Origin of the sequence: Anaerobutyricum hallii (assembly GCF_900209925.1) — a bacterium.
GTDB classification, from domain to species: domain Bacteria; phylum Bacillota; class Clostridia; order Lachnospirales; family Lachnospiraceae; genus Anaerobutyricum; species Anaerobutyricum soehngenii.
This window is the reverse complement of record NZ_LT907978.1, coordinates 1,598,092-1,623,001: the sequence shown is the minus strand read 5'-3', so window position 1 is coordinate 1,623,001 and position 24,910 is coordinate 1,598,092. Positions and strand designations below refer to the sequence as shown.

Genomic DNA, 24,910 nt, shown 5'->3' with positions numbered 1-24,910 from the left:
ACAGCGAGCAGTTGCACATGCTATGACCTGTTGGTAAGGAAAACACACTGTATAACTTACCTTTATCGTTGTGAGAGCGGAGGCACGAGCGATGAAGCTTCTGTAATGGGAGTGGAGCAACAGCCTCTAGTGGGACGACTGGTCAGTCTGCCAGTCGACAAAACAAGTGTAATAAAGTAATGCAGTTAACATTCATAGGTTCGAGTATGACTAAGAGAAACAAGTCTTGCGAGAGTGAGGTGATGTTGACTATGCAAAGAAAGGAATTGTTAAAGAAAAGTGCTATCCGATATGCTGAGTACTACGGCATGGTCGAAGTACAGGACGCATTATATGCGGATAGTGCGAGCGAAAAGATTTTCACGAATCTGATAAGTATTATCGGTTCAGATGCCAATATCAAAATGGCATACCGCAATCTCAAATCAAACAAAGGAAGCAGCACACCTGGTGTCGACGGTAAGACCTTTAAGGACTTAGCTGAGATGTCAGAGGAAGCATTGGTTCAATGTGTTAGGGACAAAATTCTTAACTATCAGCCTAAAGCGGTGAGAAGGGTATATATCCCAAAGCCAAATGGGAAAATGCGACCATTAGGAATCCCTACGGTATTAGATAGGATTGTACAACAAAGCGTGTTGCAGGTCATGGAGCCTATATGCGAAGCCAAGTTTTATCGGCACAGTTATGGTTTCAGACCGAATCGTAGCACTAAGAATGCCGTTGCCGTGTGTTACAAACTGGCGCAGGTGGACGGATTCCACTATGTAGTTGATGTAGATATCAAGGGATTTTTTGATAATGTCGACCATGGAAAGCTACTAAAACAGATATGGACGATGGGAATACGTGATAAAAGGCTGATTTCCTTAATTGGAAAAATGCTAAAAGCTCCAATTGAAGAAAATGGGGTTAGAACGGTACCCGACAAAGGCACGCCACAGGGCGGTGTACTTAGTCCCTTACTGGCAAATATTGTGCTGAATGAGCTTGATTGGTGGATAGCCAGTCAATGGGAGGAAATGCCTGCAAAGCATCCTCTGAAAAGCGATATTTATATGAATAAAAATGGTACTCCGAATAAAGGGAATCTGTACAAGAAGTTGCGACAGTCCAGATTGAAAGAGTGCCACATAGTGAGATATGCGGATGATTTTAAGATATTTTGCAGGTCGTATTCTGATGCTTCCAAGCTAAAGCATGCGGTCGAGCAATGGCTAATGGACAGACTAAAGCTGGAAACATCTCCAGATAAGTCACGAATTACGAATCTTACCAAAGGCTATAGCGACTTCTTAGGCATAAAATTTAAACTTTACAAGAAGGGAAAGAAATGGTCTATCAAGTCTCATATGACTGACAAAGCCATCAATTCTCAACGAGTGAAGCTGAAAAATGCCATGGCGCAGGCCTGTAAATCTCACGAGAGTGAACAATCACAGCACGATGACCTCATCAGATACAACCAAGCAGTCGTAGGTATGCATCAGTACTATAACATGGCTACTATGATAAATTCAGATGTTCACAGACTGTTCCCGTCGATTGACATAACCATGAAGACGAGACTGAATAGTCGGGCTGACCTCTCCAAGGAAAAACCGCCGACATTGAAAGGTGCGATGGACGAATATTTCTATCAGAAATATGGGGAGTCCAAACAGGTTAGATATATCAATGGTATGATTGTCGTTCCTGTAGCATACTGTAGGACGCAAAATCCAATGTTCTACCGAGTGGACACCAATCGTTACACCCCACAGGGACGTGAACGTATTCACCGCATGCTTGCTAAATCTGAATATGGAGAAACGCTGTTGAAGTTGAGTAGAGATAACGACACGAATCATAGTATCGAATTCTGTGACAACCGCCTATCAAGATTTGTGGCATCAAAGGGTAAGTGTGAACTCTCAAAGGTGTCTCTTGCGTTTGAAGATGTGGAATGCATATATCTTAATCCACCAAGCCAAGGTGGTACGGATGAATATGCAAACCTCAGAATCGTACACAAAGATATAAAGAGCCTTATCTATTCTAATGACGTGAAAATCATCAAGTCCCTCATCGATTTATTCGATTGTAGGGGACCTGCCAAGATTGCAAAGCTCAACAAATGGAGAGCTAAAGCAGGATTGGAAGCAATTAACCTTATAACAATTAACCAGACTTTGAAGTGACTGTATTAGCAATAAAGACTTATCCCATGGAACGCCGTGTGCAATGAAAGTTGCTTGCACGGTGTGGCTCGGGGCGAAAGGCGTGAAAGCGTCTGACCTATCGAGATTTCTTTTGAAGGAAGAGCAGACCGCAGCTTATAGTGTGGAGATATGGAAGAGATTTCGTAAATGGGGTGGTATTCCAACTGGAATCACCCAGAATATAAAAGATTTATTGTCTTCCAGGGAGATAGAGAATATATTTGAAAATTCAGATTTTATTTATATGCTGAACCAGGCTTCCGGAGACAGGCAGATTCTGGCAAAGCAGCTGAATATCTCACCAACCCAGCTGTCCTATGTAACCAACAGTAATGAGGGGGAAGGACTTTTGTTCTATGGAAATGTCATTATCCCATTTGTAGACAGATTCCCGAAGAATTCCCTCTATAAAATCATGACAACCCGCTTAGAGGAGACTTCCGAAGCAGGTTAAATCAAAGGAGAAAACAATGTTACGAGCAATTTCATATGTATTAACTTTTAGTGGCGGTGCTGTTTTCGGCATCGCTTTTCTCTGCTTATTACAGGCAGGGAAAGGGTATCCGAAGAAGGAGGAGTAAGTAGTGGCAGAACAGAGAATGAAAGTCAGGGACAAGAAAGTCCAAAAGATGACCAAGGATGGTCTGGTGGAAGAAAACCTGACAGATAAATCTTCTGTTCGTGTCAGTAACCGTGCCAGTGATGTGCAGATGGGAAGAAAACAGGGGGAAAAAGAAGAAAACCTTGTGGATAAGTCTCCCCGCCAGTCTGAACGGAGTGGGAAAAATATTCGTCCCTCTGTGCAAAAATCCAGAGATGCACCGGAACTGATACGGACAGAGAAGCAAAGTGGGGATTTTGGACAGAGTAGTAAGCAGCAAAATAGAAAAAGAATCCGTGCTGAAGTCGGAAAAGAATCCAGACTTGCAGAAAAATCCGAAGTCGGACAGTTAGGGAGACTGAAAGATAAACGTGCTGATCTATCAGAAAACAGGGGAGACAGCCGGAGAAATCAGACCGGTGGCAGCAAAAAGCCTAAACAAAAACAACGTTTGAAGTTTGCTTATGAGGAAACTGGTGCTTCTGTGAAAAATGACAAAGATATGGAGAAATTGAACCAGATGGATACGGATGGAGTCAATTTCCGCCATCAGAAACAGAAAGAAAAAGCCAAAAAGTTTTCTTATGAAGAAGCAAGAAAGAGAAAGGAAGCAAAGCAGCATTCCAAGAAAGCACAGGTCTATCAGGCAAATGAAGGAGAATCTCCTGGAAAGAAAAAATCCCGTTTGAAGTTTGGTGAAGGGGAATCTGTGAAAACAGAAAAAGCTTCTGTTGTCAAGAAAGCAGGAAGTGCAACTTCCGTAGCATTGCACCGTGAGATCAGCAAAAATGAAGACGATAATGCGGCGGTAGAAGGTGCCCATAAGTTGGAAGAAGGCGGCGAAGGTATTTACCGGCTGGAACAGAGAAGTGCCAGACGAAGGAAACAGAGGGCTTCCAGAAAGAGAAGCAGACTGGAGAGACAGGTAGAGAAACAGACACAGGCGGCAGCCCGTCAGGAGCAGAAGAAGCTGAAAAAGCAGATTCAGAAGCAACAGATCAAACGGGATTATGCCAAAGCGAAGCGAAGTGAACAGACAGTAGGAACAGCTGCAAAAGGTACGATTGATTATATCAAGAAGATTGGCGGCAAAGTGACCAACTTCTTTAAAGAAAACCGGAAAGTGTATATCAGTGTAGCAGTTCTGATCGGATTGATGTTTCTGATCATAACGAATGTCACGTCATGCTCTGCAGTGTTTTTACAAAATGTGATCACTTACACAGGAACCAGTTATCTGTCATCGGATCAGGCAATCCGGGAAGCGGAACTGTATTATACACAGCTGGAAGCTAATCTGCAGGAGCGGATCAACAACATGGAATCTGAAGAACCGGGACATGAGGAATACCGATATAACATCGGACCTATTGAGCATGATCCGTTTATCCTGATCAGTTATCTGTCAGCAAAGTATGAAGAGTTTACGTTTGAACAGGTCAAGCCGGAGCTGGATGCTTTGTTTGCAGAGCAATATCATCTGACTACAGAAGCGGTCAATGAGACTGTGACAGAGACAGCAACAGTAAGAGTTGGAGAATCTTTGGGACAGGTTGTAACAAGCGGATATTGTAATTGTCCAATCTGCTGTGGTATTTGGAGCGGAGGACCAACTGCCAGTGGAGCATATCCAACAGCCAATCACACCTTAGCGGTAGATGCTTCCAATCCGTTTGTTCCAATGGGAACAAAGGTGGTAATGAATGGTGTCGAATATACGGTAGAAGATACCGGAGCTTTCGCAAGATACGGGGTACAGTTTGACGTCTACTATGATAATCATGCGGCGGCATCTGCACATGGACATCAGACATGGGAATGTTATCTGGCAGATGATAATGGAAGTCAGGAAGTGGAAGTGACTAGGACAAGGGATGTAGATGTGCTGAATGTCACCTTAAATAGTGGAAACCTGATGTCAATCTGTCAGGACAGGCTGGGATTTTTCCAGAAAGAACTGTTCAGTGCCTACAACGATACAAAAGGCAACTTGCAGATGTTTGCAACACCGGTTGATTTTAACTGGTACTCCAGTGTGACCAGCTATTATGGATACAGGATTCATCCAATATCAGGAGCAAATCAGCTTCATAATGGTATGGATATCGGAGCACCGGAGGGAACAAAAGTGATGGCAGGACTGACCGGAACAGTTACAACTTCTGCTTATAACGACAGCTATGGAAATTACGTCATTATCAAAGACAGAAAAGGTTATGAACTGCGGTATGCACATTTAAGCAGCCGGAGTGTATCTGCAGGAGCATCCGTCACGAAAGGTGATGAGATAGGTCTTGTAGGAAATACTGGTAATTCCACAGGAAGCCATCTTCATATTGAACTTCTGAAAAATGGAGAGCGGTTAAACCCGATCTTTTATCTGGAAACTGGAGAAGGAGCAGGCTTTGGCGGCAATGAATATACCAGTGAAGCAGCACAGCGTTTGTTAAATGAAGCAGCGAGATATCTTGGAACACCATATGTATGGGGTGGATATTCCCCAAGTGGATTCGATTGTTCTGGATTTGTAAGCTACTGTCTGACAAACTCTGGTGTAAGGAATACAGGAAGACTAACAGCACAGGGACTGTACAACATTTGTACACCAGTATCCCAGTCGGAGGCGCAGCCGGGAGATCTGATTTTCTTTACTGGAACTTACGACGCAGGGGAGCCGGTAACGCATATCGGAATCTATGTAGGCAATGGTCAGATGATCCATTGTGGACATCCGGTGCAGTATACGTCCATCAATTCCCCATACTGGCAGAGCCATTTCTATGGATTTGGACGATGGTAAGAAAAAAGGGCGGCTGCATCAGCCGTCCGGAAAGGAGAACCGATGAAAAGTCTTGAAAAAGCTACGGCAGATTATGAGAAAGCCAAAGAGAAAATGGAAGCCTCCAAAGCCAGATATGAAGCAGATTTAAAGCGGTTCAAGGCTGCGGAGATTGCCAAAACAGAAGCGGAAAATCTGGAAATTGTAAGAATTATCCGTGCAATGGATATGAGTATTCCAGAATTGGAAGCTTTCAAAAAGAGAATGAAAAATGAACTGCCCGGCAGGGTAGAAATACAGAAGGAGGAAACAAAAGCCGATGATGAATCTGGAAAAAATGAAACAGAAGAAGAGAACAATTACTAAAAGCAGGGTAAAAAAGAGCTTGCTTGCAGCAACGACATTTCTTTGCCTGACAACACCTTTGCTCCAGACACAGACTGCTTATGCAGCTGAGAATACCACACCTGCAATTACGATCGAGAAACCGGATGGCTGGAAACAGGGAGAAACAACCATTGCTGTTACGGTAGATGCTAGCCATATGCCGGAAGGTTTCTCAATAGCAAAAATTGAAGCAAAAGCAGGAAAAGATGGGAGCTGGCAGGATGTAACCGGAAGGGGAAGTATCACGATCACTGGAAACCAGACAGTGTACGTGCGTGTGACTGATGGTGAGGGGAAGGTCTATGAGCAGAATCGCTCTATTAAGTGTTATGACACAGAAAAGCCTACGCTTTCTGCATCTCTGACAGATGGTGTACTGACGATTCAGGGAAATGATACCGTTTCCGGCATTACTTCTGTGACAGTTAATGGCACCACTTATACAGATCTGAAGGATGGAATGCTGAGAGTGCAACTGACACAGAAAGATTTTACAACAAAACAGATTGAAATCACGGTAACGGATGGTGCCGGAAATACTTCTGAAAAGTATGTGTTGCAGAATCCTTATTATGAATGGGCAAAGAAGCAGGCAGAGAAACAGAAAACTTCAAGTGACAGCAATGGTGCGATGGCAACCACGACCAGTGCAGATGCAACTGGGACTGAGAAAACAACGACTTCACCACTTCCGCAGGATGCACAGGCTTCTGAGCCAACAGATGCAAAAGGAACCGTGGATGATCGGACAGTGACAGGTATTGAGGAACAGCTTAATAAAGAAGGCGAGACAGCAGATTCTGTTACGAAAACAGCTACGGAAGGCACAAAAGAGTTTTATACCATTTCGACTAAGAGTGGCAAGATTTTCTATCTGATTATTGACAATTCAAAATCTCAGGATAATGTGTATTTCCTTACAGAGGTCAGTGAAAAAGATCTGATGAACTTCACACTTTCTGATTCGGTGATACTTCCGGAAGTGGATACGGTTTATGCAGAACCAGAGAAAAAAGCAGAGGAAGAAAAACCGGAAACGACAGAGTCAGCAGAGAAAGATAAGGTAGAGGATGACATCCAGATGCCAGAAGATAAAAGTCCATTTGGAACGTATCTTTTGATTGCACTGGTTGCAGTCGGAGCTGCGGCAGGAGGATATTACTTCAAAGTCTATAAACCAAAACATGAATATGATGACGAGGATGAGATGGAAGAGGATGAAGATGAATTCGAAGATTCAGAGTCAGAAAAACGGGAAGTAGACGATGCAGATGAGCAGGAAGAAAGTACAGAACCGGAAATCCTGAGAGATGAAGATTTTGACGATAATGTGCTGGAAGATGAAGAAGAGGAGCAGGAGTAAATGAAATTAGTGATTGCAGAAAAGCCATCGGTTGCGATGGCACTGGCTTCCGTGCTTGGAGCCAGAACAAGAAAAGATGGCTACGTGGAGGGAAACGGTTATATCGTTTCCTGGTGCGTAGGACATCTGGTTGGATTATGCGATGCATCGGAATACGATGAAAAATATAAAAAATGGAGATATGAAGATCTGCCGATTGTGCCGGAATGTTGGAAACACAAGATTTTGGAGGGTACAAAGAAGCAGTTTGGAATCTTAAAGAAACTGATGAGAGATTCCCAAGTAGATGAGGTGATCTGTGCTACTGATGCAGGACGTGAAGGTGAGTTAATCTTTCGTTTGGTGTATGAGCAGGCAGGATGCAGAAAGCCGATGAAGCGGCTTTGGATCTCTTCCATGGAAGAACAGGCAATTAAAGATGGATTTGCGTCATTAAAAGACGGTTCGTATTATGACAGTCTCTATCAGTCAGCACTTTGCAGGGCAAAGGCAGACTGGCTGGTGGGAATCAATGCGAGCCGTCTTTTTTCCGTTCTGTATAACCAGAATCTGAAAGTTGGAAGAGTACAGACACCAACACTTGCTATGATCGTGGATCGAAATCAGAAGATCAAGGAATTTACCAAAGAGAAATATTATATGGCTCATATCAAGTTTGACGATATGGATGCGGTCACAGAGCATTTTCAGAAAAAAGAAGATGCAGATAGAGTGGCTGCGGACTGTATGGAGCGTATGTGCGAAGTGGAGAAGGATGATGTGAAAGAGAAAACGGTCCGTCCTCCGAAGCTTTATGATTTGACCACTCTGCAGAGGGAAGCAAACAGAATGTTTGGTTATACCGCTCAACAGACATTGGATGCCGTGCAGGAGATGTATGAGCAGAAACTTGTCACTTATCCGAGAACAGACAGCCAGTATCTGACAGATGAGGTGGGAGACAGCACAGAAACTCTGATTCAGATGTTACTTGGAAAAATGCCATATGCCGAAGGTCTGGAATATCAACCGGACGTGAGTAAGGTATTAAATTCAAAGAAAGTATCCGATCACCATGCGATTATCCCAACCATGGAAGTAGCCAAAGCGGATATTGGTGAACTGAAAGAACGAAGCCGCAAGATTTTGTATCTGATCAGTGCCAGAGTTCTGACAGCAACTGCAGATCCTTATATTTATGAGAGTCATAAATGTCAGATTACCTGCAATTATCATACGTTTTATCTCAATGCAAAGAAAACAAAACAGGAAGGGTTCAAGACAATTGAGAAAAAACTGAAACAGTTCTTTGGAATCATTGCAGAAAAAGAAGAGCCGGAGTTGGATATCTGGGCAGGCAAGCATTATGGTCCCTGTGATTCTTTTGTATCGGAGCATTTTACACAGCCACCGAAACAGTACACAGAAGATACCCTGCTTTCTGCAATGGAACGTGCAGGAAATGAAGAACTGACCGAAGATACGGAAAAGAAAGGACTTGGCACACCGGCAACAAGGGCAGCAATTATTGAAAAACTGATTCAGTCTGGCTTTGTGAAAAGGGAAAAGAAAAATCTGGTGCCGACAGATGATGGAAATGTGCTGATTACGGTTCTACCGGATGAGATTAAATCTCCGAAGATGACCGCAGAGTGGGAAATGGCTTTAAATCATATTGCCCAGAATACAGAGACAGCAGATGAATTCCTAAATGGGATTACAGAGCTGATGCAGGAACTGGTTGCCAGATATCAGGGTATTTCAGAAGAAAAGAAAGACCAGTTTCATGGAAAAGCAAAAGGAGAAATCATTGGCAAATGTCCCCGCTGTGGAGCAGATGTCAGGGAAGGGAAAGTAAACTTTTACTGTTCTGACCGGAACTGTGCTTTTACCTTATGGAAGAATGATAAATTCCTTGCAAGCCAAGGGAAAAAGATGGATAAGACGACAGCAAAAAAATTTCTGTCTAAAGGAAAAATCCATTATAAGGATCTGGTATCAAGAAAAACAGGGAGACAGTATGAAGCAACTGTGGAGATGGTCGATCCCGGAGAGGGAAATGTACAGTTCAATCTTATTTTTCCACAACGATAAGTAGTGTATTGCAGGCAGTCTAAGGACTGTCTGTTTTAATACAAATATATGAAAGAGAGGACCTTAGCATGAAGAAAAAAGGTAATTTTAGAAAAGTAGTATCTGGCTTGCTGGCAGGCATGACAATGCTTAGTACAGTGTTATCTCCGATGACTGCATATGCAGCGGAGATCCAGCCAGAGGAAAAACCGCCACTTTATGAGGAAGTGAAAGAACTTCTGGATGAAGATGAGGTGGTGACTGCCAAAGATTATGAAATCGAAATAGGCAGTGTATTTGATGTGAAATCAGACTACACAGGACTGGAAATCAAGGATGATAACAAGGTTAAAGTCACATTTGAGGAAGCAAAGAACGAAAAGAATGAGGATTTTACGACAGATCATGCGGACACTTACAAAGCGGTCTATTATGTGGAACCGGTAAATCAAGAGCATCCGAAGTACCAGATCAGCCGAAAACTGATTGTGCGTGAGAAAGAAACAGAAGCTCAGACTGAAACTGCAGGGAGTGAAGCAGTGACCGAATCAGAAACCGCTGGCAGTGAACAGCAGACAGAGGAAGCGGAGGATTCAGAAGCAGACTCGGAGGTTACCGATATTGACGCTGATGAATTTGATGATTTGGTAGAGCAGGCACAGAATCAGGATACCTATGATGAAGAATCAGGGTTAGAGCTTCATGATGTTTTGGAACAGGCAGGAGACGAAGGTGTGGATCTTGATGCTATGGAAGAAGGAGAGATTGCAACATTTGAAGCAGTTTCGGCTTATTCAGCAAGAAGTACACAGCAGGTAACAATCGAAAAAGGACCTCTGTATAGATATGCAGATTATAATCTTGGAACCTATCTGACAGAGCCGTACTATATCAGCTACGGAAGCGTCAGAGCAACTGCGTATTGTGTACAGCCAGCAAAAGCTGGACCAGGATCTGGAAATTATACAATCACAAAGATTGGGGACAATCAGGCGTTAGCAAAAGTGTGTTATTACGGTACAGATGCCGCAGGGAGCGAAAGCTTTTTTGCGAATAAACACACGGATTTCTCAGAAGGAAAAAGATTCATCATTATTCACATGGCTGCATCTTATGCCAATGGAAGCAGTGATGCATTCTATGGAACAAATACTACAGGCGAGGCTTTGGCAAAAGAACTCTATAATTATTGTGTGAATAAGCCGGAAATACCAGATGTAGCGATGTCATTTTCCAAACCGAATGTAAAAGCTTATGTAGATGGAAATGTTCAGAGAACGGAGAACATTAAGTTCAACGCATCTTCCCAACAGAAAATTACAATGGACTTACCAAAGGGAGTAAAGCTCCATAATGTATCTACTGGAAATGTAAGTGCGGCAGGTGCAAGCGTAACAATTGGAGGAGGAACTACGTTTTATCTTTCAGCGCCTCTGACACAGACAAAAGATGTAAATGCTACTTTTTCTGCAAAAATGAAGGGAAGTATTACAAAAGATTACTCAGCATATAAACTGACCACGAATGCAAGTGTTCAGGATCTGGCATTTGTATTTGGAGAAGGTGTTGCTGATGAAAAATATGTAAGCTTAAAGGTGTCCTGGATTGAACAGGCTACGATCGAAATCGTAAAGAAAGACGATACAGCGGATGTTAATCTTGCAGGTGCAGTATTCGGTGTATACAGCGATGAGGCTTGTACAAAGCTGATCACTCAGATGCCGGCAACAGATAAGAATGGAAAATCTTCTGTTACGATCATCAAGACACAGGATACTGTTTATCTGAAAGAGATCACAGCACCAAAGGGATATGTAGTAAATGCAACGGCAACAAATGTAAAACTGGTAGCAAGTAAGACCTCAGCTGTAACCGTGGAAAATAAGGAACAGCTGGCAGAGCTTACCATTTACAAAGAAGGACAGGTTCTGACCGGAGCAGATGTCAGTGAAAATGGAACGGTATTTCAGTATGAAAACCGCAGACAGAAAAATGCAGTGTATAACGTGTATGCCGGGGCAGATATCGTAACAGCTTATGGCACAAAAGTGTACAGCAAAGGTGACCTTGTAAAAGAAAACCTGACAACAGGTGAGAATGGTTCTGTCACACTGAAAAACCTGCATCTTGGAACCTACGTGGTAAAAGAAACAAAAGCACCGGACTCTTTCTATAACGGCAGCGAAGAAAAGTCAGTGACTCTAACTTATGCTGGTCAGAATAAAGAAGTTGTATTTGCAGATGTGACTTTTAACAACGAGAGACAGAAAGCAGATGTTTCCGTAGTAAAACAGGATAAAGACACCAAGAAACCACTGAAAGGCGGTATTTTTGCTCTGTATGCATCCGATGATATCAGAAATGCAGACGGAAGCGTTGTTGTGAAAAAAGGAACGCTGATTGAGAAAGTAACTACTGGCGCAGACGGAACTGCAAAATTCACAGTAGACCTGCCAATCGGATATTCCTATTCTGTAAAAGAAAATCAGGCACCGGAAGGCTATGTAAGAAATACAGAAGATGTGTATACGTTCAAGTTTTCTTACACCAATGATAAAGAAGCAACCGTATCTTTTGCCCATACCTTCAGCAATGACCGTGTGACAGCAAAGATTAATCTTTATAAAGTGGATAAAGAGACAGGAAAAGCAGTACCGCAGGGAGATGCGACACTGAAAGGTGCAGTTTATGGACTGTATGCCCGTGAAGATATCGTGCACCCGGATGGAGCAACGGGAACTATTTATAAAGCAGGAGAGCAGGTAGCTTCTCTTACAATAGATGACAAAGGACAGGCTTCTGTAAATGGCTTATATCTTGGCAAATATTATGTCAAAGAGATTACTCCGCCAACCGGATACCTGGCAGATGCAGAAGAGCATGATCTTACGTGCGGTTATGAAGGAGATATGACAGCAGAAGTAAAAAGAGAGTGCACTTCCAGTGAGCAGGTCATCAAGCAGCCATTCCAGATCATCAAAGCAGCCAACAATGGGAAGACAGATGCAGATCTGTTATCCGGAGCTGGATTTACAGTTTATCTGAAATCTTCCCTTACAAAGAAAGCAGATGGAAGCTATGATTTTGATTCTGCCAAACCAGTAGTGAGTGGAGAAAATGGAGCAACGGAGATTTTCACAGATGAAAAAGGATATGCCTGCAGTATTCCATTACCATTTGGAAGCTATATCGTGCGTGAAACTACAACACCGCACAATTACAAGCCGGTCGATGATTTTGAAGTGAATATCACAGAGCATCATCCAAATGAGCCGCAGATCTGGCGAGTGCTTCTGGATGAAGAGTTTAAGGCAAAACTGAAAATCGTGAAAAAAGACGATGAAACAAAGAAATCCGTATTGATTGCCGGAACAGAATTTAAGGTATATGACCTGGACAACAAAAAGTATGTGGAACAGGTAACAACGTATCCTGTGACAACTACTCATAAGTCCTATTTTACGGACAGTCAGGGATATCTGATCATGCCGAAGAATCTAAAGATCGGACATTACCGGATTGAGGAAGTCAATGCACCGGAAGGGTACACAATCAACAAGAACTATGTAGAGATTGCAGTGGATGCAAACACAGCATACCAGATGGATTCTGAGAGCGGAGATGCCATTATTACGGTAGATTACGAGAACCATCCGGTAAAAGGAAAGTTGGTGATCTATAAAAAAGGTGAGATGCTGACCGGATACAAGAAGGATTTTGTTTATGAAGAAAGATACCTGAAGGGTGCATCATTTAATGTCTATGCAGCTGAAAATATCTATACACCGGATTATCAGAAAGATGAAAACGGAAACAGACAGCTGATCTATGCAAAAGATGCACTGGTAACAACGGTAACGACTGGAGAAGACGGAAAAGCAGTTGCTGATAACCTGCCACTTGGTTCTTACTATGTAGTAGAAAAGACTGCACCGGAAGGATTTGTCCTGAACCATGACAGATCAGATGTCGCATTTGTCTATGCAGATCAGGATACACCTGTGATCGAACAGGAAGTGACTGTTGGCGATGACCGACAGAAAGTTGCAATCCAGGTAGAAAAACAGGATGCAGAGAATGGTGCAACCGTAGCAGGGGCTGTCTTTGGTATCTATAACAAAGAGGATATCAAGGCAGATGGAAAAGTGATTGTGAAAGCAGATACACTCTTACAGAAAATGACTTCTGATAATGATGGTCTTGCAGCATGTACGCTGGATCTGCCACTTGGACAGTATTATGTGAAAGAGTTAAAAGCACCGGTGGGATTTGTATCCTCTGATGAAATTCTGAATCTGGATGCTTCTTACCAGGGACAGGATGTGAAGACAGTAAAACTGAAAACAGTGAAAAAGAACCAGCCGACAACAGTAGAAATCACGAAATCTGATGTAACAACAGGTGTGGAACTGGATGGGGCAAAACTCACCGTTCTTGATAAAGAAGGAAATGTTGTGGATCAGTGGACTTCTGTAAAAGATCAGCCACATGTGATCAAACGACTGACAGTTGGTGAGGAATACACCATTCGTGAGGAAATGGCACCTTATGGTTATCTGAAAGCAACGGATGTGAAGTTCACGCTGGAAGATACCGCAGAGATTCAGAAAGTAGAGATGAAAGATGAAGTTCCGACAGGACTTCTGATCATCAACAAAAATGGAGAGTTTTTGGATAAAGTGACACTTCTGGACAATGTAAAAGGTACTGTGGAGCATCTCTTTGAATATGTAACCGGAAGTCTTACAGATGTAACTTTCGATGTATTTGCTGCGGAAGATATCAAAGCGGCAGATGGTGTCAGTGAAGATTATTTCAAAGCAGATGAAAAAGTAGGAACCATTACTACGGATTCCAATGGTATTGCACAGATGGGAGATCTACCGGCTGGCAAGTACTATGTGAAGGAAGTAAAAACAGCCCATGGTTATGTGCTGGATAAAGAGCCGAGATATGTTGACCTTTCCTACCGGGACCAGAATACACCAGTCATCACTTATGATGAGAAATGGCAGAATGCCCGTCAGAAAGTAAAGGTTACGGTTCTGAAGAAAGAAAAAGATACAGAGCGTGTCCTTGCAGGTGGCGTCTTCGGTCTTTATACCAGTGAAGATATCAAAAATGCAAAGGGCGAGGTACTTCTTGAGAAAGACAGTCTGATCGAGCAGCGAGTAACAGATGAAAAAGGACAGATCACTTTTACGGCAGATCTTCCGGTGGACGGAAAATACTATGTGAAAGAAATCTTTGCGCCGGACGGATTTGTTACAACAGAAGAAGTACAGGAATTTACCTTTGAATATGCCGGAGAAGATCAGGCAGAAGTAAGCTACGACTTTACTTTTGAAAATCAGCCAACCACAGTGGAGCTGTCCAAAACAGACCTGACAACAGGTAAAGAACTTCCAGGTGCACACCTGAAAGTAACGGATTCAGATGGCAATACAGTAGATGAATGGACTTCTACGGAAGAATCCCATTTGATCAAAGAACTGGTTGTTGGTAAGGAATACACCATGACAGAGACAAAACCGGCTGATGGATATGTCACTGCAGAAAGTATTACCTTTACAGTAGAGAATACAGCAGAAATTCAGAAAGTAGAGATGAAAGATGATGTGACAAAAGTAGAGATCAGTAAGACTGATATCACAGGAGAAACTGAGATTCCAGGTGCGAAACTGACGATTCTCGATAAGGATGATCAGGTAGTAGAGAGCTGGACTTCTACAGAGGAAGCACACTATATCGAAAAACTTCCAATCGGTAAATATACCTTACGTGAAGAGCAGGCACCGAAAGGATATCTTCTGACAGCCGATGTGACATTTGAGGTGAAAGATACCGGAGAAATCCAGAAAGTGGCTATGAAAGATGATACTGCCAAGGGAAAAGTGATTCTCAATAAGACAGATAAATCATCAGGAGAACCGCTGAAAGGGGTAGAATTTGAACTCCGTGACAGCAAAGGAAAGGTTCTGGAAACCTTAAAGACAGACGCTGCCGGTCATGCAGAAAGTAAGCTGTATGAGATTGCCACATTTAAGAACGGCAAATATGATACAGCAATCAAGTATTATCTGGTGGAAACAAAAACACTGGATGGATACACACTGGATCAGACCAAGCATGAAGTGACATTTGCTTATGCGAATGACAGTACGCCGGTCGTGGAAGTCACTTTCAATCTGACAAATGAGAAACCGGAAGTTCCAGAAACACCGAACACACCGGATACACCACAGTCCCATGAAGAGACAAAAGTATCAAATGCACCAAAAACAGGTGACAGCACGAATATTTGGCTGCCGATTCTGCTTCTGGTAATCTCCACAGGAGGTATGGCAGGACTTTATATCTGCAGAAAAAGGAAAAACAAATAAGGAAATCAACGGTTATGATTGGGAGCTTCTATGTGAGGCTCCCTTTTTCATACAAAAAAATCACAGAAAGGAACAGAAAACTATGATGAAAGCAATGGAAAAAAGACAGGAAGCACGAAAAAACCAGGAGAAAACTTTAAAGAGAATGATGGCTTATCAGAAGAAAGCCGAGCAGATGGTCAGCAGAAAAAGAATGAACCATCACATGATCAGAAAGGGGTAAAAGCGTATGATGAACAGAAAAGAATTTTATGAATATGTCAAAGACAATGTAAAGGAGTATCTGCCAGAGTCTTATAAGGACGCAGAAATTAAACTGCAGGAAGTAGAAAAAAACAACGGGTTGAAGTTGACAGGTATTACGATTCCAAACGGAGATCAGAGAATCGTACCGACAGTCTATCTGGATTCCCTCTACCAGGAATATATCCATGGAAAAGATGTAGACTCTTGTGTTGGGGATGTGGCTGATATGCGTATTGAGGCACAGGGAAAAGCGGAATTTCTTGATATGGGAGTTCCAGATATTTTGGATTATGAAAAGATGAAAAATAAGTTACAGGTAAGAATTTGTGACAAAGAATGGAATACCGATCGTCTGGCAGATAAAGTAGTCACAGAACACGGAGATTTTGCAGCTTATTATGCAGTAAACCTGGAGGAAAATGGAGAAGGGATCAGCAGTATTCCAGTAACTGTTTCTCTGATGAACGAATGGGGAGTATCTGTCGAACAGATTCAGGCAGACGCGATGATGGCAGATAAGAACAGAGGAGTGCAACTGGTGGATATGACACAGATTGTCGAATCCATGATTTTTGGAGGAACACCGAAGAATCTTTTGAATGAAAAACTGGATATGGAAACCGTGGAGAATCCAATGTTCTGCCTTACCAATGAATCAAAGATGAATGGAGCTTCTCTATTATTGCAGGAAGATATTCGAAAACAGATTGGGGAATGCCTGGGAAGCGATTTCTTTGTTATTCCATCTTCCGTTCATGAAGTGCTGATTCTCCCTGACAATGGTATTTTTCAGGTTCCAGAATTAAATGCGATGGTACAGGAAGTCAATGAGACACAGGTGGAAAGGCAGGAACAGCTTTCTGATAAGGTTCAGTTCTGTGACAAAAAGACCGCAGTAATGGAAAATGCTGAGCGCAGGGAAGCTCGTTTGGAGAAAGAAAAAGCAGCCGAAAAAGCGGAAGTAAAAGGTGGAATCCATGGAAGACTGGAGAAAGCTAAGGCAGAAATCAAGGCAAAAGAGGCAGACAAAGTGCCAAAGAATAAGTCGAAAGATCTTGCCGCAGCATTATAAAGAGAAGTAACGATGATTTTAAGGGGACTGTGCCAAGCAGTCCCTGATTTTATGAAAAGGAGTAGCACATGGCAAATAAATTATATGCAATGGAACAGCTGACGGAAGAGGTGGCAAAAGATGTAGCTGCCAGTCCGCAGGAATGGATGCGGTTCCTTGACATTGCATCCAAACTGTATAAGTATACTTTTCCAGAACAGCTTTTAATTTATGCACAGCGACCGGAAGCAACTGCTGTAGCATCCATGGAAATCTGGAATCAGAAGATGTACCGATGGATCAAAAAGGGATCTAAGGGGATTGCCTTGATTGACAATACTTCCGGACCGAAAACAAAACTTCGGTATGTATTTGATGTGCAGGACACTTATAAAGTGCGGAATCTTGGAAAGGATCCTCAGTTATGGAATCTTCCAGTAGAAGGAGAACATCTGGTGGCAGATTATCTGCAGGAGCAGTTATCACTGGAAGATACAGAAGGAGGACTTGCTGAAAGTCTGCATCAGGCAGCGAAGGAGAGTATGCAGGAATGGCTTCCAGATGCATTGGAAGAACTGAGACTGGATGTGACAGGGACATTTTTGGAAGAACTGGACGAACAGAATCAGGAAGTAGAATTCCGGGAACTGATGACCAATAGTGTCTGGTATGTATTACTAAACAGGTGTGGACTGGATGTACAGGAATATCTGGATGCAGAGGATTTTCGGCATATAACGGACTTCAATCAGCTGAAAATATTAGGACATCTGGGAAGTGCAGTCAACGAGATCAGCAGACCAGTTCTGATGCAGATTGGACGATATGTTCTGAATGATCTGGAAAATGACCTGAAAACGGTTGCAAAAGAAAAAGAAGTAGCTTATAATGAATTTAACACGTTAATTCGTGAAAGTAATACAGATAACACAGAAGATAGAGAAGAAAAAAAGGAGGAAACAGACTATGAGAGAGATCAGTTACAGCCAGAACGGAGAGTATCAGATTCCAGATATCAGCCTGGAAGAGACGAGAGGAACCATCGGCAAGTACGGAATGATGCGGAAAGAGTATCTGAGAAATCACAAGGTAGCCAGGTTCAACATTCTGACACTGCAGAACCGTCTGGACAGTCATCTGATGGAGATCGACAGCCAGGCAAGACAGAGAGTAGACGACCTGATGAACGAACTTCTGGAGAAAGATCCGGCACCGGACAAAATGGCAGACGGGATGGCATGGACCAGACACATGAACCAGATCAAGGCACAGGCAGAGGAGCTGGTGATTCAGGAGATTATTTACAGTTAAGTCTGTTCCCAACAGAAGAGGAACAGTTAGGAGAAATAAGGAAAGCGGCAGCTGCATTGGAACAGCCAGCCGCTTTTCTTATTTCCGATGAAGTGGTAAATGATATTCTCCGCACGGGAAGCGGACAGAAAAATACACTGTTTCATATTACAGCAAGACTGATTGAAGGTCTGGATAATGAAGAAATGCGGAGTTTTCTGAAAGATGAATATGGAACTGGTGGCAAAGGATTTACCATAGATGGTCAGAAAATCAGTATCTGGTATGACAATGATGGTATCCGTATCCGGCGAGGGGACTCTGCCAGAAGAAACTTTGACCGCATGGTTACGTGGGAAGAAGCAGCGAACAGAATTCGGGATATGTATGAGGATGGAAATTACGTGGATAATTTGATTTCCAATAATGCCATTGAACAGGAGCAGGAAGAAATGACCAATCTTCTTGCACTTCATTTTCGGGATACTTGCAGAAACTGGGAAAAGAAACAATCATATTCAGACTGGCAGGATGTAGTGAGTGGAGCATGGACAGATCAAGAGGAAGCAGATGCGATTGTCTATCGTTTTGAATGGCTGCAGAAATATATGGATGAGAATCCGGGAGATTATCACCGCTGGGAGATTCAGCATAATCCGGAATATTTCCAACGCTTTCAGGATCTTCAGAGGGAGCGTTCCTGGGTAGACCAGAAATTTACGGTCGAACGTCCGGCACTATCCTTTATCACTCAGGATGAAATTGACGCAGTGTTAAGAAGAGGCGGCATTACTGCAGGAGGACGTAACCGAATCTATGAGTATTTCATGGAACATCATGATATGAAAGATGCAGCTGAATTCCTGAAAAATGAGTATGGAACAGGTGGTTCCTCACCCGGAATACCAGGAGCAGATGCTTCCGACGCATCCCATGATGCAAAAGGATTAAAACTTGCAAAAGGGAAAATTGGCAGTCCAGAGGTAGAAGTTTTATTAAAGTGGAACAAGGTTGCAGAACGTGTTCGCCAGTTAATCCGCACAGATGATTATTTGTCACCGGAAGAAATGGAAAAGTACGAAGAACGACAGGAAGCACAAAGACTGGCAGATTTGGAAGAAGCACAGCAGATGTTAGGAGAACAGCTGGAGCAGGATACTTTGACAGCGGAAGATATAACTGATTTGCGATTAGTTGATTCAGAATATATGTCTGGTACCAGAACAAAAATCCACGATTTTGATTGCAAAGTTAAGGGAGAAGCGAATCGACTTCAATACACATTAGAATATCATGATGATGGAGAAGGTTTCACGATTCATACGGAAAAAGATGATATTTGGAATCGAATGTCAACACAAGAATTGGAACGTCTGGATGTAAAACTCGGACAAGAAGTACTTTATTATCATTATCACAACAAAACTGTAAATGCGGATACTTTAGATGAATTACGGGAAATCAGGGAAGAAATTATGGAGGAAGAGTCCTCGTATTTTACTGCTATTTCTCAACGTGTGTGGACAGATTATGAAAAAAAGGAAAAAGAATTATCGGGAGAAGCTGAGGTATCGGAAGAAAAAGAATCTTTGGAAGAGATTAACGGAATAGCAGAACCGATTCCAGCAACGAACTTCCGCATCACAGATGATGAACTTGGACAGGGAACACCGAAGGAGAAATTCCGAGCCAATATCATGGCTATCCAGTTGTTAAAGAAATGTGAGGATGAGAACCGCAATGCGACATCAGAGGAACAGAAAATCTTATCCAGGTACGTCGGCTGGGGAGGTCTTGCAGATGCATTTGATGAGACAAAAGCTGCATGGGAGACAGAATATCTGGAATTAAAGACGGTTCTTACACCAGAGGAATATGCTGCAGCCAGAGCTTCCACCTTAAATGCTCATTATACACAGCCGATTGTGATTGAAAGTATGTATCAGGTGTTGGAGAATCTGGGATTTACAAAAGGAAATATCCTGGAGCCATCTATGGGAGTCGGGAACTTCTTTGGAATGCTTCCAGAGAATCTAAATCAGTCCAAACTCTATGGTGTGGAACTGGACAGTATCAGCGGTAGAATTGCAAAGCTACTCTATCCAGATGCCAATATTCAGATCAAAGGTTTTGAGAAGACAGATTATCCTAATGATTTTTTTGATGTGGCGATTGGAAATGTGCCATTTGGTGCATACAAGGTCAATGACCGTCAGTATGATCGCTACAATTTCATGATCCATGATTACTTTCTCGCCAAGACGATAGATCAGTTACGTCCAGGTGGCGTGGCGGCACTGATCACAACAAAGGGAACTATGGATAAGGCGTCACCGGAAGTCCGGAAATATCTGGCAGAGCGGGCAGATCTGTTGGGAGCAATCCGACTGCCGAACACAGCTTTTAAGGCAAATGCGGGAACAGAAGTCAGTGCTGATATCTTGTTTTTCCAAAAGAGGGAAAGCCTTACGAAAGAAATGCCGGAATGGATAAATCTGGATAGTGATGTCAATGGAATTACGGTCAATCAGTATTTTGTTCAGCATCCGGAAATGATTCTGGGTGAGATGAAAGAAGTGTCCGGTCCGTATGGTATGGAAACAACCTGTGCTCCAATGGAAGGAGCTGATTTGGAATTACAGTTACAAGAAGCTGTGAAACAAATTAAGGGAAGCATGGTACCGGCAGTAGATGTGGAAACAGAACTGGATGAGATGCCAGAGAGTATTCCGGCTGATCCGAATGTTAGAAATTACAGCTATACGGTGGTAGATGATCAGGTATATTATCGTGTCAACTCTTTGATGAATCAGGTGAAAATGCCTGCAGCCACTGCAGAACGTGTAAAAGGCATGGTTGCAATCCGTGATACCGTTCGTGAGCTGATCGCCATGCAGATGGAAGAATTTGTCACAGACGAAGAAATCCAAAAACAGCAGGAAAAACTGAATCAGGTGTATGATACCTACACAGCAAAGTATGGAGTTATTGGAAGTAATGCTAATAAACGGGCATTTTCTGATGACTCTTCTTATTGTCTGCTGTGTTCCCTGGAAGACTTGAATGAAGATGGAACATTGAAGCGGAAAGCGGACATGTTCACCAAACGAACCATCAAAAAGGCGGTTGCTGTGACAAGTGTGGAGACAGCCACAGAAGCACTTGCTCTGTCTTTAAATGAAAGGGCTAAAGTAGATCTCCCATATATGGCACAGCTGACCGGAAAGACCGAAGAGAAAATTACAGAAGAGCTGGTTGGAGTTATCTTCAAAAATCCACTGACAGACCAGTGGGAAAGCGGAGATGAATATCTCTCCGGAAATGTTAGGGATAAATTAAATACTGCGAGAACTTTTGCAGAGAATCATCCGGAATTCACATCGAATGTGCGTGCACTAGAGGCAGTTCAGCCGAGAGATCTGGAAGCATCGGAGATTGAAGTGCGTATTGGAGCTACCTGGATTGAACCTTCGGATTATCAGGATTTTATGCAAGAAACATTGCATACACCATGGTATCTGCTTCAGAAAGAAATACAGGTGAAATTCTCTGAGGTAAATGGTGAGTGGAGGATTACAGGAAAGAATGCCGACAGTCCCCAAAATGCGTTTGCCTATGCAACGTATGGAACTGAGAGAGCAAATGCCTATAAGATTCTGGAAGATACCCTGAACCTGAAAGATGTACGCATCTATGATAAGAGTGTCAATGAAAATGGTGATGAGATCCGTGTCCTTAATAAGAAAGAAACCATGCTGGCATCACAGAAGCAGGATGCCATGAAAGCAGCATTTAAGGACTGGATTTTTAAAGACCAGCAGAGACGTGAACGACTGGTAAAGGTGTACAATGAACGATTTAATAGCATCCGTCCCCGTGAATATGATGGCAGTCATTTGACTTTCCCAGGAATGAATCCGGAAATAGAACTTCGTCCGCACCAGAAAAATGCAGTTGCACACCAGCTTTACGGAGACAATGTACTTCTGGCACATGTAGTAGGAGCTGGGAAGACCTACGAAATGGTAGCGGCGGCAATGGAAAGTAAAAGACTGGGATTATCACAGAAGAATCTCTTTGTCGTGCCAAACCATTTGACGGAGCAGTGGGGTGCAGAATTCCTACAGTTATATCCGGGAGCCAATATCCTGGTTGCAACCAAGAAAGATTTTGAACCAGCAAACCGAAAGAAGTTCTGTGCCCGGATCGCTATGGGAAATTATGATGCTATTATCATTGGACATTCCCAGTTTGAGCGTATTCCAATCTCTGATGAACGTCAGGAAGCCATGTTACGGAAGCAGATTGATGATCTGGAAATGGCAATTCAGAGTGCAAGGTATGAACAGGATGGCGGACATTATACCGTCAAACAGATTGAAAAGACCAGAAAGACACTGCAGACAAGGCTGGAAAAACTGAATCAGAAAGAGAAAAAAGATCAGGTAGTTACGTTTGAAGAACTGGGAGTGGATCACTTGTATGTAGATGAAGCACACAGCTATAAAAATGCGTTTCTTTATACAAAAATGAGAAATGTAGCCGGGATTGCACAGAACGAAGCACAGAAGTCGGCAGATATGTTCAATAAATGTCAGTATCTGGACGAGATTACCGGAGGAAAAGGCATTACTTTTGCTACAGGCACACCAATCAGTAACAGCATGACGGAATTATATGTTATGCAGCGGTATCTGCAGAACAGTAAATTACAAAATATGGGACTTGGACTGTTTGATTCCTGGGCTTCTACCTTTGGAGAAGTTGTCACGAGCATCGAACTTGCACCGGAAGGAACTGGATATCGAGCAAAATCAAGATTCGCCAGATTCTATAATATCCCAGAACTGATGAATATGTTTAAGGAGATTGCAGATATCAAGACTTCCGATCAATTAAAGCTTCCAGTGCCGGAAGTGGAATATGAAACAGTGGTGTTGAAACCAACGGAACAGCAGAAAGAAATCGTAGAAAGTCTGGGAGAACGTGCAGAAGTTGTCAGAAACGGCGGGGTAGATGCCTCGGTTGATAATATGCTGAAAATTACCAATGATGGAAGAAAGTTAGCATTGGATCAGCGTTTGGTGAATGAATTATTGCCAGATAATCCGGAAAGCAAAATAGCAGTCTGTGCAGAGAAAAGCTATGAAATCTGGAAAGATACAGCAGCACAGAAATCAGCACAGTTGATTTTCTGTGATTTGAGCACACCGAAAGGCGATGGCAGTTTCAATGTTTATGATGATTTGAAGCAGAAACTGATAGAGAAAGGTGTACCGGAAAAAGAGATTGCGTTTATTCATGATGCAAATACAGAAGCAAAAAAGACGGAGCTGTTTGGGAAAGTGAAATCCGGACAGGTTCGTTTTATGATTGGCTCAACAGCAAAGATGGGTGCAGGAACCAATGTGCAGGATCGTTTGATTGCCCTGCATCATCTGGATATTGGTTGGAAACCATCTGACTTGGAACAGAGGGAAGGACGTATTATCCGTCAGGGAAACCATAATAAAAAGATTCATATCTTCCGGTATGTAACTGAATCCACATTTGACAGCTACATGTGGCAGTTGATCGAAAACAAGCAGAAGTTTATTTCCCAGATCATGACCAGCAAAGCACCGGTCAGAAGCTGCGAAGATGTGGACGAAGCGGCACTGTCCTATGCAGAGGTCAAAGCACTGGCAACCGGAAATCCAGCAGTAAAAGAGAAGATGGCATTGGATGTGGATGTGGCGAAATTAAAGCTTTTAAAAGCGAACCACATGAATAACCAATACCGACTGGAAGATGATATTGCAAGGAATTTTCCGCAACAGATTGCAAAACTGATGGAGATCATTGACAGCTATAAGGCAGATATCGCTCATTTTTCTGAGCATAAAATTACAGATCCAGAGCAGTTTTCTATGGAAATCAGTGGCAAAGTGTTCACAGAAAAGAAAGAGGCAGGAGCGGCTCTTCTGGCGGTCTGCAAAGACATTAAGTCTGTAGATGCAGCTATGGACATTGGAAGTTATCAGGGATTTAACATGAGAATCCAATTCGACAGCTGGAGCAAAGAGTTTATCCTGTCTGTAAAGCATGAATCGGTAGCTAAAGTTCGGTTGGGAGCCGATGCCCTGGGAAATATCATTCGTATCAATAATCTTTTAGAAAGTTATCCGGAAAAACTGGCAGAAGCAGAACAACGGCTGGAAACGGTACAGGAGCAGATGACAAATGCCAAAGAGGAAGTCGGGAAGCCATTTCCAAAAGAAGAGGAGTTGAACCAGAAACTGGAGCGACTGTCAGAGTTAAATGCACTTCTCAATATGAATGAGCGGGAAGATACAGAAACAGAGCAGTCGGAATCAAAAGAGAAAGAAGAAAGACCGGCACGAGGTTCTATTCATGAGAAACTGCAGATTTATAAAGAAAAGAGTCAGCGGGAAAGTGAAACTGGCAAGGAAACCAGAAAACGGGACTTCGGTCTGGAATAAATAAACAGGAAAGATGGCATAATTTGGTAGAAGAAGGTTCTGCCGGTTATGCCTTTTTTTAGAACACAGGAGGAA

General features: G+C 42.7%; 11 protein-coding genes and 1 pseudogene. All 12 read left to right on the top strand.

Annotation, left to right across the window (positions count from 1 at the left end; translation table 11 throughout):
- Window positions 1-251: 251 nt before the first annotated feature.
- The 12 genes and pseudogenes from ltrA (at window position 252) to EHLA_RS07285 (ending at window position 24,835) form a co-directional block, all read left to right on the top strand.
- Window positions 252-2,180, top strand: a complete 1,929-nt coding sequence (gene ltrA, locus EHLA_RS07330; RefSeq protein ID WP_242970684.1) for a group II intron reverse transcriptase/maturase — start codon at window positions 252-254, stop codon at window positions 2,178-2,180.
- A 94-nt stretch (window positions 2,181-2,274) separates the two neighbouring features.
- Window positions 2,275-2,655: pseudogene (locus tag EHLA_RS07325) on the top strand (VirB4-like conjugal transfer ATPase); the annotation flags it as partial.
- Window positions 2,656-2,671: 16 nt separating this feature from the next.
- The gene (locus tag EHLA_RS07320; RefSeq protein WP_008688066.1) at window positions 2,672-2,782 is read left to right on the top strand and encodes a hypothetical protein; all 111 of its coding nucleotides are present in this window, start codon (window positions 2,672-2,674) and stop codon (window positions 2,780-2,782) included.
- Window positions 2,783-2,785: 3 nt separating this feature from the next.
- Window positions 2,786-5,602, top strand: coding sequence for a CD1108 family mobile element protein (locus EHLA_RS07315; RefSeq protein ID WP_226896992.1), 2,817 nt, complete (start codon window positions 2,786-2,788; stop codon window positions 5,600-5,602).
- A 42-nt stretch (window positions 5,603-5,644) separates the two neighbouring features.
- Complete coding sequence (locus EHLA_RS07310) at window positions 5,645-5,947, top strand: DUF4315 family protein (RefSeq protein ID WP_008688068.1); 303 nt, start codon at window positions 5,645-5,647, stop codon at window positions 5,945-5,947.
- A complete protein-coding gene (locus EHLA_RS07305) occupies window positions 5,901-7,331 on the top strand; it encodes a CD1107 family mobile element protein (protein WP_330399940.1) in 1,431 nt (476 codons plus the stop codon). Before EHLA_RS07310 ends, EHLA_RS07305 begins: the two co-directional genes overlap by 47 nt.
- Window positions 7,332-9,404 (top strand): DNA topoisomerase 3, encoded by a 2,073-nt coding sequence (locus tag EHLA_RS07300; RefSeq protein WP_096240018.1) that lies wholly within the window; start codon window positions 7,332-7,334, stop codon window positions 9,402-9,404. It abuts the gene before it with no gap.
- A 68-nt stretch (window positions 9,405-9,472) separates the two neighbouring features.
- Window positions 9,473-15,766, top strand: coding sequence for a SpaA isopeptide-forming pilin-related protein (locus EHLA_RS07295; RefSeq protein ID WP_096240016.1), 6,294 nt, complete (start codon window positions 9,473-9,475; stop codon window positions 15,764-15,766).
- Window positions 15,767-15,848: 82 nt separating this feature from the next.
- Window positions 15,849-15,989 (top strand): hypothetical protein, encoded by a 141-nt coding sequence (locus tag EHLA_RS16415; RefSeq protein ID WP_005344203.1) that lies wholly within the window; start codon window positions 15,849-15,851, stop codon window positions 15,987-15,989.
- 6 nt (window positions 15,990-15,995) lie between these two features.
- Complete coding sequence (locus EHLA_RS07290; RefSeq protein ID WP_015528427.1) at window positions 15,996-17,084, top strand: DUF5688 family protein; 1,089 nt, start codon at window positions 15,996-15,998, stop codon at window positions 17,082-17,084.
- Window positions 17,085-18,029: 945 nt separating this feature from the next.
- On the top strand, window positions 18,030-18,374 hold the full coding sequence (locus EHLA_RS17115; protein WP_070102393.1) for a TnpV protein: 345 nt from the start codon (window positions 18,030-18,032) through the stop codon (window positions 18,372-18,374).
- On the top strand, window positions 18,302-24,835 hold the full coding sequence (locus EHLA_RS07285; protein WP_416791014.1) for a DEAD/DEAH box helicase family protein: 6,534 nt from the start codon (window positions 18,302-18,304) through the stop codon (window positions 24,833-24,835). The genes EHLA_RS17115 and EHLA_RS07285 overlap by 73 nt, the downstream gene beginning before the upstream one ends.
- Window positions 24,836-24,910: the final 75 nt, after the last annotated feature.

Coding starts and splice junctions, on each gene's coding strand:
- ltrA (WP_242970684.1), top strand. CDS start 252: ATGCAAAGAAAGGAATTGTTAAAGAAAAGTGCTATCCGATATGCTGAG.
- EHLA_RS07320 (WP_008688066.1), top strand. CDS start 2,672: ATGTTACGAGCAATTTCATATGTATTAACTTTTAGTGGCGGTGCTGTT.
- EHLA_RS07310 (WP_008688068.1), top strand. CDS start 5,645: ATGAAAAGTCTTGAAAAAGCTACGGCAGATTATGAGAAAGCCAAAGAG.
- EHLA_RS07305 (WP_330399940.1), top strand. CDS start 5,901: ATGATGAATCTGGAAAAAATGAAACAGAAGAAGAGAACAATTACTAAA.
- EHLA_RS07300 (WP_096240018.1), top strand. CDS start 7,332: ATGAAATTAGTGATTGCAGAAAAGCCATCGGTTGCGATGGCACTGGCT.
- EHLA_RS07295 (WP_096240016.1), top strand. CDS start 9,473: ATGAAGAAAAAAGGTAATTTTAGAAAAGTAGTATCTGGCTTGCTGGCA.
- EHLA_RS16415 (WP_005344203.1), top strand. CDS start 15,849: ATGATGAAAGCAATGGAAAAAAGACAGGAAGCACGAAAAAACCAGGAG.
- EHLA_RS07290 (WP_015528427.1), top strand. CDS start 15,996: ATGATGAACAGAAAAGAATTTTATGAATATGTCAAAGACAATGTAAAG.
- EHLA_RS17115 (WP_070102393.1), top strand. CDS start 18,030: ATGAGAGAGATCAGTTACAGCCAGAACGGAGAGTATCAGATTCCAGAT.
- EHLA_RS07285 (WP_416791014.1), top strand. CDS start 18,302: ATGGACCAGACACATGAACCAGATCAAGGCACAGGCAGAGGAGCTGGT.